Raw genomic sequence first — 13,493 nt, 5'->3', positions numbered from 1 at the left:
CCATGGATCGTACTCTGCAACTGCTCCTGGGCGGCGTTGAGGCCATGCCCGATAGTGGCCAGTTCGTCTCTGCCGAGCACACTCACTCGGGAACGCAGATCCCCCTCGCTGAGCGAATGCGCCATCCGGGTGATGCCTGCGGTGGTTCGCCGGATCGAGACCTGCACACACAGCAATCCGTACAAGGCCAGGAGCGTCATCACGCTGAACAGCGACAGTGCCAGCAATCCACCCTGCCAGGCTCGCGCCTGATAAAGGCTCAAGCGTTGGTCAAGGTAGCGCTGCGTGCTGGCCTGCAAGCTGTTTGCCAGCGTCAGTGCCTGCGCTATCTGATTGCTGACGGCCATCGGCTGCAATGAGGTGATATCACGTCGGAAGAAGTCCTGTTCCAGTTTCCTGACCACACTGGCTATCTGCTCCAGCCCGGCCTGAGTGGCGTGCTGCCAGTCCTCCTCCTGCTCCTGGGCAACGGCGGTGCTGGCTGTGCTGGCTGTGCTCTGCGCCAGCGTGTCGAGCGTCGCCTGGGTGGCGGCGAGTGCGTCACGAAGTTGCGAGCGGGTCAGCAGGTTGAAACCGCCGGAGCCGATCACCCCCTGCCCGGTGCTGCCCACTGCGGTCAACTGGCGGGTGAGATCCGGCACCTGAAAGGTGATGATATCGATCAGTTCCGAGGTGTCCGCCCAAGTATCGCGCCGCAAGCCATGGTCACTGGCGGCGAGTTCGATCAGCTTGCCCGTGGCCTGCAGCGAACGGGTCGCTGCGTTGTGTGCATCGGCCCACCAACTGGCCAGCGCTTGTGGGTCCTGGCGGGCACGCTCCAGCCGCTGGTGCTCGCTGGACAGCGACTCGACTTCGCTGGCCAGCGCCCGCTCCAGTCTCCCGGACGCATCTAATGCCCCTTGGTCCAGCAGCGCCTGCAATTGCTCGCGGCGCTCGTCCTGATCACCTAGCCACACTGTCATGTCGTTCAGCGACGCACCATCACCACGGGCGGCTACATCCGTAGCACGCCAGCGCGCCGCCAGGTTGCGCCCGGACGCCGCCCCGGCCTGCCCGGCACCCAGCGTCGCCAGCAAGGCCACTCCCCGGCGCTCCGCCTCGATGCGGCTCAATTCGCTGCGGTAACCGCTGCACAACACCCACAAGCCGTACCCCAAAGGGATCAGGAACACCAGCATGAGTACCTGGAACTTTCGCGAGAACGAAAACCGTTCCATCGCGGAAATCCCCCACTGCAAAACTTTCATCGGTTTGCTCCGTCTCTTGCGCAGATTTCTGCTTTAATATTGTTATACTAATATATTAGTAGCAATTTCAGTCCTTCCTGACAACTGCCCCGGAGCCTTATCCATGCTAGCCACCGCAGCCATCCACGCCGTCAATATCAATGGCCTCCCCGCCTGGCGCCTGGAACTGGGCGACGCTTTCGCGTTGATCAGCGCTCAGGGCGCGCAGTTGCTCGAATACGGCTTTCACGGCGAACCCGCAGTGATCTGGAACAACCCGCACGCCAGCTTTATCCCAGGCCAGCCAATCCGTGGCGGGGTACCGGTGTGCTGGCCCTGGTTCACCGCGCTGGAAACCAACCCGCAGGCAGTGCGCGACGCCTGGCAATGTGCCGAGCCACCCTTCCACGGCTTGGTCCGGCAAGTCGATTGGCGGCTCGAATGCACCTCACTGGAGCCACAGGCCCTGCGCCTCACCCTGCGATCCCCGGTCGATCACCACGGTCTGACTACCCGCCTCCACTTGAGCCTGGAGCCCCTGGCACTCGAACTGCACCTGGAGATCAGCAACGCGGGCTCCCGGAGCATCGCCATGGCCGCCGCGCTGCACAGCTACTACGCGGTCAGCGATGTCCGCGAAGTCAGCCTTCAGGGCTTCGCCGGTACCCGCTACCAGGACAATCTCAAGGACCGCGTCCTGTGCCAGCAGGTTGATGAACCGCCTATCGCCGGCCTGACCGAACGGGTCTATCAGGGCCTGCCAGATCGCCTGACCCTCGAGGACCCAGCCTGGCAACGGCGCATCGTGATCGAACCCCGTGACAGCCGCTCCGCCGTCCTCTGGAATCCGGGACCGGAACGCGCAGCCAGCCTGGACCAGTTCCACCCCGAGGCCTGGCACGGCATGCTGTGCATCGAAACCACGCGGGTCCAGGAGGACCTGCTGGAGGTTGCCGCTGGCACACAAGGCGGATTCGGCGTGCGGATTTCCCGGGAACCTACGACCCGCACCTGAACAATCGGCACCGCCCAGGGAAACTAGCCCCTCAACGAATGCCTGCATTTTCGCTAATATACGAGTACATCTTTCCAGCCCCTCCGCGGAGTCCTCTCATTGAATGCCCCCGTTTTCCATCCCGAGTTGCTCGACCACCGCCTGCCCAAGACAGCCCAGGTCTACGAGTTGCTGCGCTCGGCGATCATTTCCCTGCGCCTGCAACCGGGGGACGTGATCAGCGAAAAGGAGCTGTGCGCGCAACTGGACATCTCGAGGACACCGCTGCGTGAAGCGGTATTGCAACTGGCCAACCAGAAGCTGATCACCATCAAGCCCAACTCGAGCACCAGCGTCAGCCTGATCAAGCTCAAGGACGTGATCGAAGGCCAGATCGTGCGCGAGAGCATCGAGTACCGCACCGTGCGCCTGGCTGCGCGCTTCTACGAGAAGGACCGCATCGACCCCTTCACCACCTTGCTGATGCGCCAGAAGTTCGCCTCCGAGCACCGCAGCGTCGACGAGTTCTACGCCCTAGACGAGGAGTTTCACCGGATCATCTGCGAATGCTCCGGCTACCCCAACCTGTGGCGTCTGCTCAACGGCGCCAAGGGGCAGTTGGACCGGGTACGGCGCATGGCCTTCCCGGCGCAGAACCAGTTCGCCGAGGTGATCGAGGAGCACGAGCGCATTGCCGATGCGATCCGCGCCAGCGACGAGGAAGCCGCAGTTGAAGCCATGCGCGTACATATCGACAGCATCTACGAGACCCTGAAAGTCCTCTCGGTGAAGCATCCGGATTTCTTCGCCGAAGACTCGGCGACCATCACCAACTGCGACTCCCTGGAAGACTTCAAGCGTCTCTATGCCTAAGCCGAAAAACGCCAGCCGGAGCAATCCGGCTGGCGTTTCCTGGTGCACTCAGTAGATCGAGAACGGGAAGTACTTCTGGTTGATCTTCTCGTAGGTGCCGTCGGCCCGCAGTTCGGCGATGGCCTTGTTGAACTGCTCGCGCAATGCAACTTCGCCCTGGCGCACACCGACACCCTTGCCGACCCCGAAGTATTTCTCGTTGACCACATCACCACCGACGAAGGCGCAGCAGGCGCCATCCTTGGTCTTCATCCATACGTAGAGCAGCGCGGCATCGGAGAACACCGTGTCGATGCGACCGTTGGCCAGGTCCATGGCGGCGTCGTCGACCGTCTTGTACTGCTTGATGTCCGAGTCCTTGTAGTTCTCTTCAAGGTAGTTGGACTGGGTGGTGGAGACCTGCACGCCAATGCTCTTGCCCGCCAGGTCGGCCGGGGTGATGGCGCTCACGCCGCCATCCTTGACGGTGATGAAGCGCGCCGGGGTGGCGTAGTACTTGTTGCTGAAATCGATCTTCTTCTTGCGCTCCTCGGTGATGTTCATCGAGGCGACGATGGCGTCGTACTTGCCGGCGACCAGGCCTGGAATCATGCCGTCCCATTCCTGGGCGACGATCTCGCACTTGATCTTCATCCGTTCGCACAGTGCATTGGCGATATCCACGTCGAAGCCGGTCAGCTTGCCCTTGTCCAGGTAGCTGAAGGGCGGATAGGTCCCTTCCGTGGCGATGCGGATTTCCTTGAGCTCATCGGCCGAAGCAATCCCCGCCATCAGGGCAGAGCCCAGGCCGAGGGCCGCGAAGAGAACACATTTAGCAAGTTTCATAGACACCACCTTATTTTGCCGTACATTAATATATTAGTTTTGTTGCAACATACAGGCCATTGTTCGAGTGCTGGTCAGGTGCGGGGGTTACTCCCTTGGACAGTGGTTGGACATCAGAAGATCGCCGGCTCGCCGCTGGCTTCGCCGAAGCCGGTCTCGAGGAAATCGAAGTCGCAGCCCTTGTCGGCCTGGAGGATGTGTTGCGCGAACATCCAGCCATAGCCGCGACCGAAGCGCGGTGGCGGTGGTGGCAAGGCCTCGCGGCGTGCAGCCAGTTCGGCATCGCTGACCAGCAGCTCGATGCTGCGCTGATCCACGTCGACGCGGATCAGGTCGCCGTTGCGCACCAGGGCCAGGGTGCCACCTACGTAACTTTCCGGTGCAACATGCAGGATGCACGCCCCATAACTGGTCCCGCTCATGCGCGAATCGGAGATCCGCAGCATGTCGCGCACGCCCTGCTTCACCAGCTTGCCGGGGATCGGCAGCATGCCCCACTCCGGCATGCCCGGGCCGCCTTGCGGGCCGGCGTTGCGCAGGATCAGCACATGGTCGGCAGTGACCTCGAAGTCATCGCTGTCGATCACCTCCTTCAGCGCCGGGTAGTCGTCGAAGACGATGGCCGGCCCGGTGTGCCGGAGCAGACGCGACTCCATGGCGCACGGCTTGATCACGCAACCGGCGCTGGCCAGGTTGCCCTTGAGCACCGCCAGGGCGCCCTCGGCATAAATTGGGTTGTCCAGCGGACGGATCACATCGTCGTTGTACACCTCGGCCTCGGCGATGTTCTGCCCGAGGGTACGACCATTGACGGTCATCTCGTCGAGAGACAGGTACTTGCCGATCACCCGCATCAGCGCCGGCAGGCCGCCCGCGTAGAAGAAGTCCTCCATCAGGTACTGGCTGCCACTGGGCCGCACGTTGGCGATCACCGGCACATAGCGGCTGACCGCATCGAGGTCGTCGAGGGTCAGGTCATGCCCTGCCCTGCGCGCCATGGCAACCAGGTGGATCACCGCATTGGTCGAGCACCCCATGGCCATGGCCACGGCGATCGCGTTGTCGTAGGCGCCGCGGGTCTGCACCCGGGCCGGCACCAGGTCCTCCCAGACCATCTCCACCGCGCGGCGCCCGGCTTCGGCGCACATGCGGATATGGTTGACGTCTGCGGCGGGAATCGATGACGCCCCCGGCAAGGTCATGCCGATGGCCTCGGCGATGGCGGTCATGGTCGAGGCGGTGCCCATGGTCATGCAGTGGCCATGACTGCGGGCAATGCCGCCCTCGATGTCCTGCCAGTCCTTGTCGCTGATCATGCCGGCGCGGCGCTCGTCCCAGTATTTCCAGGCATCCGAACCCGAGCCGAGGATCTTGCCTTTCCAGTTGCCACGCAGCATCGGCCCGGCAGGCACGTAGATCGCCGGCAGCCCGGCGCTGGTGGCGCCCATCAGCAGGCCAGGCGTGGTCTTGTCGCAGCCGCCCATCAGCACCACGCCATCCACCGGGTGGGAGCGCAGCAGTTCCTCCGCTTCCATGGCCAGCATGTTGCGGTAGAGCATGGTGGTGGGTTTGACGAAGTTCTCCGACAGCGACAGTGCCGGCAACTCTACCGGGAAGCCGCCGGCCTGGAGAATGCCGCGCTTGACGTCATCGACCCGGGTCTTGAAGTGGGCATGGCAAGGGTTGATGTCCGACCAGGTATTGAGAATCGCGATCACGGGTTTCCCCGCCCAGTCGGCCGGGGCATAGCCCATCTGCATGATCCGCGAGCGGTGGCCGAAGCCGCGCAGGTTGTCAGGCGCGAACCAGCGCGCGCTTCTCAGGTCTTCGGCTTTCTTCTTGTTCATGGTGTTCATCCGTCAGGCGTTGGGCATCACGTCGGGTTGTTGAATCCATAGAGCGCGGCCGGGTTGTCCACCAGGATCCGGGCGAACAGGGTGTCGTCCTCCAGCCAGCGGGCCAGGCGCTGCAGGGCTGCGCCGTCGTCGATCTCACGGAACATCGAGACCGGCCCGCGGGTGATATCACCGACGCCACCCAGCGGATGCGGCCAGTTCGAACCCCACAGCAGACGCTGCGGTGCCACGGCCACCAGGCCACGCAGCAACGGCGCGACTTCGTCCAGGGACGGCTGCTCCGAAACCAGGTAAGGCGCCGAGACCTTCACATGGCAGTGGCCGCTATCGAGCAGGCCGACCAGCACCTTGAAGCCCTCGCTCTTGACCCCGGCACTGGCATGCACCCCGGCGAAGTGGTCGAGCACCAGGGGCACGTCCAGTTGCCGCAGTTCACGACGCAGGGCCTGGATCACCTCGATGGGCGCGAACACCTGGATGTGCCAGCCGAACTGCGCCGCCACCTCGTTGGCATGCTTGAGCACCCGCAACGCGGCAGGGGCATCCGCCGCCGCCGCCGCCAGGTTCAGGCGGAGACCGCGGATACCGGAACGGGCCAGGGTTTCCAGGTCGCCGAGGGAGGTCTGCGGGTCGATCACCGCCACGCCCCGGGCGCCCTCGCCGAGACGAGCGATGGCGTCCAGGGTGCAGCGGTTGTCGCTGCCATACACGCTCGGCTGCACCACCACCACCCGTTCCAGGCCGAGGATGCGCTGGTGCGCCATCAGGTCCTCGACCAGCGCTGGCGCCGGGGTATAGGGCCGCGACGACGAATAGGGAAAACGCTCGGTGGGGCCGAACACATGGACATGGCAGTCGCAGGCGCCGGGCGGAATGGTGATCGCGGGACGCTGGTGCACGACCCGGAGAATGCTGACGCGGGTATCGTCTGAAGAGTGCTCGGCCATTAGGGTTGTCCTGTTGATGGCTAGGGAAGTTGCGCCTGTTCTACCTGCTGCAGCAGGCGCATCGCCGGCAGTACGGAACGGGCCGGCACCTGCGGCTCGCGCCCTTCGCGCAACGCCGCGACGAAGTCCCGGGCGACCTGGGCGTTGTTGTCCTGTTCGCTGTCCACCTCCAGCAGTTGCGTCCCCTGCCTGAGGGTGCCGGCGAGGATGTCCAGGCGATAGGAATCGCGATCGGTGACGACGAAGATGTCGAAGATCCGTTCCGGCGAGTTGTACGAGCCCGTGCAGACCAGGGCCTGGCGTTGTTCGGTGTGCATCAGCAGCGCCAGCTCCATGGGAATGCCGGTGACCGGGTCGGCGGCCGGCAGCGAAGCGTTCAGCGCCGCCACCTGCGCGGCAGCCGGATCGCCCTTGCCGGCCAGCCACAGCGCGACATCCACCAGGTGCGCACCGTGATGCCAAAGCAGGTTGTCGGTCCAGCAGCGCTTGAGGCCGGTGGAGCCGATGTTTTCCCGGCGGTGGAGGAACAGCCGCGAATGCACCTGGAGCAGGGTTTCCGCACCGGATTGCAGGCGCTCCAGCAACTGCCGGTGTTCGCGGCGAAAGCGCATCGGGTGCACCACGCCCACCGTCAGCCCCCGCCGCGCGGCAGTGTCGACGATGCGTTCACAGTCTTCCAGGTTCAGCGCCAGGGGGATTTCCACCAGCACGTGCTTGCCCTGCTCCAGGGCGGCCAGGGCCATTTCCGCGTGGCTCTGGCTGGGGCCGGCGACAATGACGATGTCGATTTCCGGCGAGCGCAGCGCTTCGCGGTAGTCCACGTACCAGTGGCGGTAGCCGTATTCACGGGCAAAGGCTTCGGTGGCAGCCGGCTCGCGGCCGACCAGGCTGTGCAGCACGCAGTCGGCATCGCGCAGGCTCTGCGAATGCCAGGTGCCCATCATGCCGTGGCCGATCATGCAGATATTCAATGTGTGCTCCTTGAGTGCGAGGTGGCGGGTTGGGAGCGCGTTGCGGCCCTTCGCGAGCCAGCGCCCACAGTCGACGGTTTGCGTGGAACCGTCCGGGGAACCGGCTTGGCGAAGGGCTGCAACGCGACCCCGTGCACTCAGCCCTGGATCGCCGCCATGGTCTCGGCGAAGGTTTCGAGCAACTGGTCGGCCTGGGCCTGCTTGAAGCACAGCAGCGGCCGGATCTTCAGCGAGTTTTCACCCACGCCGGTGGTACTGATCAGTACCTTGCGCTCGCGCAGGCCGCTGACCACCTTGCTGGTCATGGCCGCGTCGGGGGCCTTGCTCTCGGGATCAGTGACGAACTCCACGGCGTGATAGAGACCGGCGCCGCGCACATCGCCGATCTGCGGGTATTCCCGGGCGATGGTCTTGAAGCCGTCGAGCAGGTAGTTGCCCAGGTCATGGCAGTTCTGCTGCAAGCCCTCGTCGCGGATCACGTCGAGCACCGCCTGGGCCGCCGAGATGCACACGGCGTTGCCGCCGAAGGTATTGAAGTACCGCACCTTGGGCCCGAAGTCGGCGAGCAGTTCGGGCTTGACCGCCACACCGGCGATCGGCAGGCCGTTACCCATGGGCTTGCCCATGACCACCATGTCCGGCTGGATGCCATGGCGCTGGTAGCCCCAGAAGTTCAGGCCAGTGCGGGCAAAGCCCGGCTGGACCTCGTCGGCGATGTACAGGCCGCCGTGCTTGTGCACCACCTCGATGGCTTTCTTCAGCATGCCGGCAGTGCCTGGCAGCAGGCCGTCGGTGGAGAAGATGCTGTCAGCGATGAAGCCGGCGAAGCGGATCCCGTGGCGCTGCATGTCGGCGATCGCCGCCTCGATATCCGCCGCCAGGCGCTCACCCACATCCACGCCCTCGCCGGCATGGTAGGCATCCGGTGCGCGCACGGTACGCACGTGCTGGTCCACCGGCACGTACTTGCCCATGGTGGTGGAAATGGCGGCGACCGTGGTGGTGATGCCGTGGTAGGCGAAGTCGGTGACGATGATGCCGGTGCCACCGGTATGGAACTTGGCGATGCGCAGGGCCAGGTCGACCGCCTCGGAGCCGGTGCAGGTGTACATCACGCTGCCGATGCCACCTCCGAAGGTGTCCACCAGTTGCTCGGAGTAGTTGAGGATCTTCTCGTCCATGTAGCGGGTATGGGTGTTGAGGGTCGCCAACTGGCGTGATACGGCCTCGACTACACGCGGGTGGCAATGCCCTACCGACGGAACGTTGTTGTAGCAGTCCAGGTACTGCTCGCCGTTCGGGCCGTACATATAGGCACCCTCGGCACGCACGAACTCCACCGGGTGCTGGTACATCAGCTTGTAGCAAGGGCCCAGCAGACGCTGGCGGCGCTCGACCAGGGCTTGCTCGTGGGCGCTCAGGGTCGGCAGCAGGGCCAGGTCGAAGCCGTTTTGCATGCCGGCAGTGGCGGAATAGTTCTCAGACATCTCAACCTCCAGAAAATCGATTGTTGTAGGGCCTTGGCGGCCTGGTATCCGGGTGTCACGAAACGGTGTCGGCGGGTGGCTTCAGGCGCGCCATTCAATGGCCCGGGCGCTGAGCCCGCGCTCGCCGAACAGGGCGCTTTCGACCTGCTCGCGGGACAGGCCGCGCAGCTGCTCGAACTGGGTCCAAGTGCGCGGGGTGTTGCGCAGGATGTAGTCGCGGTTTTCCGGGAAGCGGCTGGCACGCCACTCGGTCAGGGTCAGGCGCAGGGCCATGCGCACCATGAGCAGGTCGTGGAAGATCTCCAGCTCGTCATCGGTCAGCGGCGTGACCGACTGGTAGCCGTCGACGAACGCCCGTGGCGCGTCCAGCAGTTGCTCGCCATCACCCAGCGCATAGGCAACCGCCACCACCACGTCGTTGACCAGCGCGGTACGCACCATGTCGCCGAAATCGAGGATCGCTGCCACGCGGGAGGGATCCTGCGGATCGACCAGGGCGTTGTCGGAGTTCAGGTCGTTGTGCACCACCTGCCGGCGCAAGCCGGAAAGGATCGGCTTGGCATGCTCCACATAACGCGCCAGGGCCTCCTCGACCCAGGCCCGGTGCAGCGGCTCGAAAACATCGAACATCGGACGCAGGCGCTCGACGTGCTGGATGTCCCACAGCAGCATGTGATCGGCCGAAGGATGCTCGAAATCGCGCAGGGCCGCGCCCAGGCGGGCCAGCTCGACACCGAGGTTGAACTGCTGCTCGGGCGAGACCGGGGCGTGGCGCAGCAAGGTGCCTTCCAGGTAGCTGACCATGCGCACGATGCGGGTCTGCCCCTCGAACTCCAGGGCCAGTTCGCTCTGGCCGCCCAGCGCCCGGATGACCCGCTGCACGTGCAGGCCGGGATCGCGCTGCTCGACATGCAGCAAGGCCTCGCTCTGGAAATTGGCCAGCAGGCGGTCTTCCGCCGGGTGGGCGATCTTCAGCACGAAGGCGCCCTCGGCAGCCTGCAGGTGGAAGTTGTGGTCGCGCTCGCTGATCAGGCGCTTGACCGCCCCGGCCTCGACCCCGAACCAGGTGGCGGCGATCTGCCTGGCCTGCTCGCAGCTGATCTCCCCCGCTTCGGTGGTCAGGCTGGCATGGCTGTCGCCTGGCTTGTGTTCATTGCTCATAAGAGGAAATCCTCGCTTTCGAAATACTAATATATTAGTTGCCAGAAAAAAAACAAGCACCTCAACGGACACGATGACCCAGTTCCCGCAAAGACTGCTCGCCCTCCTGGGCCAGGCCTTCGATAAACAGCCCGCGCTGATCCTTCACCAGGTGTTCGAGCGACTCGAAGATGCTGTTCACGTGCAAGGTCATCAGGCGTTCGGCGCCCTCCTCGTCATGCGCCCGGATCGCCCGGTACATCTGCCGGTGCTCGTCGATCACCTCGTCGAAATGTTCCTGCACCGGAAACGCCAGGCGTCGCACCCGGTCCAGCGGGCCCATGGCGCCCTGCATCACCTGCCACAGGTGCGCATACCCCGCACACTCGCAGATCAGCCGGTGGAAGGCCTCGTCCAGGGCGTAGAACTCGTTGCACTCCATGCGCTCGTAGGCTTTCTGCTTGCGCAGGAACAGGGTTTCGAACTCATCCTCGTAGCGCGGCTTGAAGAACCTCGCGGCCAACCGTATGCAGCGGGTTTCCAGGGTCTCGCGCACCAGTTGGCCTTCCAGCACGTCGCGCAGGCGGATCGCGCTGACATAGGTCCCGGCGTTGGGCCGCACCACCAGCATCTGCTCGCCGACCAGACGCAGGATCGCTTCGCGAACCGGTGTCCGCGAAACACCCAGCGCCTCGCAGATGTCCTTTTCGCCGAGCACGTCGCCCGGGGTGTACTGCAACCCGACGATGGCCGAGCGCAGCAGTTGATAGACCTGGGCCGCTTTCGGCCGCCCCTGGTCGATCATGTCCTGATGAAAGATGCCTCGCATACCCTGCCCCGCTCCGCACGCCGTTGCGCCCGATCAGTGCAGTATCTGGCTCAGGAACTGCCGTGCCCGCTCGCTCTTCGGTGCCTTGAAGAACTCGTCCGGCGCCGCCTGTTCGACGATCTGCCCACGGTCCATGAAGATCACCCGGTCCGCCGCCTGGCGGGCGAAACCCATCTCGTGGGTCACGCATAACAGGGTGATGCCGCTTTCGGCCAGGCCCAGGACCACGTCGAGCACTTCCTTGACCATTTCCGGGTCGAGCGCCGAGGTCGGCTCGTCGAGCAGCATGATCTGCGGGTTCATGCACAGCGCCCGCGCAATCGCTACCCGCTGCTGCTGACCACCGGACAACTGGCTTGGGTAATGCCCGGCCTTGGCCGCCATGCCGACCCGTTCCAGCAAGGCCTGGGCCTGCTCACGGGCCTGGGCCTTGTTCTTTTTCAGCACGCGCATGGGCGCCAGCATGCAGTTCTCCAGGGCGGTGAGATGGGGAAACAGGTGGAAGCCCTGAAACACCATGCCGGTTTCCTTGCGCACCGTGTCCACGCCGCTGCCGTTGGTGCCGATCTCGGTGCCGTTCACGATCAGCTTGCCGGCCTGGTATTCCTCCAGGCCGTTGATGCAGCGGATCAGGGTCGACTTGCCGCTGCCGGACGGCCCGCAGACCACGATGCGCTCGCCCTTGCGCACCTCGAGGTCGATACCGTTGAGCACGGCGAAATCGGCGTACCACTTCTTCAGGTCACGCATCACCACCACGGGTTGTCCGGTCGCGGTCTGCGCTGTGGGCGCGCTGCCCGTTCCGACCTGTTGTTCTGCGCCCATGCTTCGCGCCTCCGCTTGCTTGTTCAGGTTGTTGTCGATGGGGAGTGATCGCATCATCGCGCGGCCCTCAATGAGTGATGTGTCGGGTGATGCGGTTGCTGATCCAGCCACACAGCCGGCGAATGCTCTCCACCAGGCTCAGGTACAGCACCGCCGCCCACAGGTAGACCTGGAAATCGAAGGAGCGCGAGAACGCCAGGCTGGTCATGCCCATCAGCTCGGGCACGGCGATGACGCTGGCGATGGCCGAGGACTTGAGCATCAGGATCAGCTCGTTGCTCAGCGGACGCAGGGCCACGACGAAGGCCTGTGGCACGATCACGTCCTTGATTCCGGACAGTCGCGACAGGCCCAGGGCATGCGCCACTTCCCACTGCCCCTGGGGCACCGCCTGGACCGCACCACGCCAGATCTCGGCCTGATAGGCTGCGGTATTGAGGGTGAAGGTCAGCACGGTGCACCAGTAGGCATCGCGGAAGAACCACCAGACACCCAGCTCCTGCAGTTCGGGGCGCAACTGGCCGGCGCCGTAGTAGACCAGGAAGGTCTGGGCCAGCAGCGGCGTGCCGCGGAACAGGTAGGTGTAGCAGAACGCCAGGCGCCGCAACCAGCCGATCCGGCTCATCCGCGCCGCCGCCAGCGGCAGCGACAGCAGCGCGCCGAGGGCCACCGAGAGCAGGACGATCTTCAGGGTCATGCCCAGGCCGGCGAGCATGCGCGGGCCGTAGGTCGAAAGCAGTTCCAGTTCCATGCTCAGCTCCGCACGTAGAATCGGTTGGCGCGCTTCTCCATCAGGTGCAGCACCTGGCCGGAGACGATGGAGAACAGCAGGTAGATGCTGCAGGCCACGGCATAGAAGAAGAACGGTTCCTTGGTGTTGCTCACCGCCAGGTAGGTCTGGCGCATCAGGTCGGTCAGGGCGATCACCGAGAGCAGCGAGGTCTCCTTGAGCAGTACCAGCCAGAGGTTGCCCAGGCCCGGCAAGGCGATGCGCCAGAGCTGCGGTGCGGTGACGAAGCGGAACATGTCGACCCGCGACAGCCCCAGGGCGAATGCCGCCTCGCGCTGCCCCTTGGCGATGGCGCGGATGGCGGTCAGGAACACCTCGCTGGAGAAGGCGCCGAACACCAGCCCCAGGGCCAGCATGCCGGCGAAGAAGCCGTTGACCTGGAAAGGCTTCAAGCCCATGGCGTCGGAGGCTTCCTTGACCAGCAACTGGACGCCGTAATAGATGATGAAGATGGTCAGCAGCTCCGGCAGACCGCGGAATACGGTGACGAACACCGTGGCCGCACGGCTGGCGAAGCGGCGCTTACTGTCCATGCACAGCGCCAGCGTCAGGCCCAGCGCCAGGCCCAGGGGCAAGGTGGCCAGGGCCAATTGCAGGGTCAGGATGGCGCCGGACAGCAAGGCCGGGCCCCAGCCTTCGGGTGAAAAAGAAAGCAACTGCAAATATTCGCTCATGATCAGGCCATCCCCCGTGCACGGCGCACGGGGCTATCAGTGGGTTGAGAGGCGCG

At 64.5% G+C, this 13,493-nt stretch carries 12 protein-coding genes and 1 pseudogene; 2 read left to right on the top strand and 11 right to left on the bottom strand.

From position 1 onward, the window contains the following. Window positions 1–26 precede the first annotated feature (26 nt). Window positions 27–125 (bottom strand): annotated as a pseudogene (locus tag HU737_RS26530) (HAMP domain-containing protein); the annotation flags it as partial. 1,225 nt (window positions 126–1,350) lie between these two features. Here HU737_RS26530 and HU737_RS06880 point away from each other — a divergent pair. Both HU737_RS06880 and HU737_RS06875 read left to right on the top strand, forming a co-directional pair. Then, entirely contained in the window at window positions 1,351–2,241 is an 891-nt protein-coding gene (locus tag HU737_RS06880) for a D-hexose-6-phosphate mutarotase (protein ID WP_186553630.1), read from the top strand. Window positions 2,242–2,340: 99 nt separating this feature from the next. Continuing rightward, window positions 2,341–3,093, top strand: a complete 753-nt coding sequence (locus HU737_RS06875; RefSeq protein ID WP_019098962.1) for a GntR family transcriptional regulator — start codon at window positions 2,341–2,343, stop codon at window positions 3,091–3,093. Window positions 3,094–3,141: 48 nt separating this feature from the next. On the opposite strand, the gene HU737_RS06870 is transcribed toward HU737_RS06875, so the two are convergent. The 10 genes from HU737_RS06870 to HU737_RS06825 all read right to left on the bottom strand — a co-directional run bounded on the left by HU737_RS06870 (window position 3,142) and on the right by HU737_RS06825 (window position 13,437). Further along, window positions 3,142–3,918 carry a lysine/arginine/ornithine ABC transporter substrate-binding protein gene (locus HU737_RS06870; RefSeq protein WP_186553631.1) on the bottom strand — a complete coding sequence of 259 codons (777 nt, stop codon included), beginning with the start codon at window positions 3,916–3,918 and terminating at the stop codon, window positions 3,142–3,144. 113 nt (window positions 3,919–4,031) lie between these two features. After that, a complete protein-coding gene (gene araD / locus HU737_RS06865; RefSeq protein WP_225915590.1) occupies window positions 4,032–5,765 on the bottom strand; it encodes an L-arabinonate dehydratase in 1,734 nt (577 codons plus the stop codon). A gap of 26 nt (window positions 5,766–5,791) precedes the next feature. Continuing rightward, window positions 5,792–6,721, bottom strand: coding sequence for an amidohydrolase family protein (locus HU737_RS06860; protein ID WP_186553633.1), 930 nt, complete (start codon window positions 6,719–6,721; stop codon window positions 5,792–5,794). A gap of 20 nt (window positions 6,722–6,741) precedes the next feature. After that, window positions 6,742–7,692, bottom strand: a complete 951-nt coding sequence (locus HU737_RS06855) for a Gfo/Idh/MocA family protein (protein ID WP_225915589.1) — start codon at window positions 7,690–7,692, stop codon at window positions 6,742–6,744. Window positions 7,693–7,829: 137 nt separating this feature from the next. Continuing rightward, window positions 7,830–9,179, bottom strand: a complete 1,350-nt coding sequence (locus HU737_RS06850) for an aspartate aminotransferase family protein (RefSeq protein ID WP_186553634.1) — start codon at window positions 9,177–9,179, stop codon at window positions 7,830–7,832. A gap of 81 nt (window positions 9,180–9,260) precedes the next feature. Further along, a complete protein-coding gene (locus HU737_RS06845) occupies window positions 9,261–10,340 on the bottom strand; it encodes a phosphotransferase (protein ID WP_186553635.1) in 1,080 nt (359 codons plus the stop codon). Window positions 10,341–10,401: 61 nt separating this feature from the next. Continuing rightward, complete coding sequence (locus HU737_RS06840; RefSeq protein ID WP_186553636.1) at window positions 10,402–11,148, bottom strand: GntR family transcriptional regulator; 747 nt, start codon at window positions 11,146–11,148, stop codon at window positions 10,402–10,404. A gap of 33 nt (window positions 11,149–11,181) precedes the next feature. After that, window positions 11,182–11,973, bottom strand: coding sequence for an amino acid ABC transporter ATP-binding protein (locus HU737_RS06835; protein WP_275959806.1), 792 nt, complete (start codon window positions 11,971–11,973; stop codon window positions 11,182–11,184). A gap of 67 nt (window positions 11,974–12,040) precedes the next feature. Further along, window positions 12,041–12,724: an ABC transporter permease gene (locus HU737_RS06830; RefSeq protein ID WP_019098971.1), complete on the bottom strand. Its 684-nt coding sequence runs from the start codon at window positions 12,722–12,724 to the stop codon at window positions 12,041–12,043. Window positions 12,725–12,726: 2 nt separating this feature from the next. Next, window positions 12,727–13,437 carry an ABC transporter permease gene (locus HU737_RS06825; protein WP_186553637.1) on the bottom strand — a complete coding sequence of 237 codons (711 nt, stop codon included), beginning with the start codon at window positions 13,435–13,437 and terminating at the stop codon, window positions 12,727–12,729. Between the last annotated feature and the right edge of the window lie 56 nt (window positions 13,438–13,493).

It is taken from the genome of Pseudomonas urmiensis (genome assembly GCF_014268815.2).
GTDB lineage: Bacteria > Pseudomonadota > Gammaproteobacteria > Pseudomonadales > Pseudomonadaceae > Aquipseudomonas > Aquipseudomonas urmiensis.
Note: the sequence above shows the minus strand (reverse complement) of the source record. Positions and strands in the feature narration are given on the sequence as shown.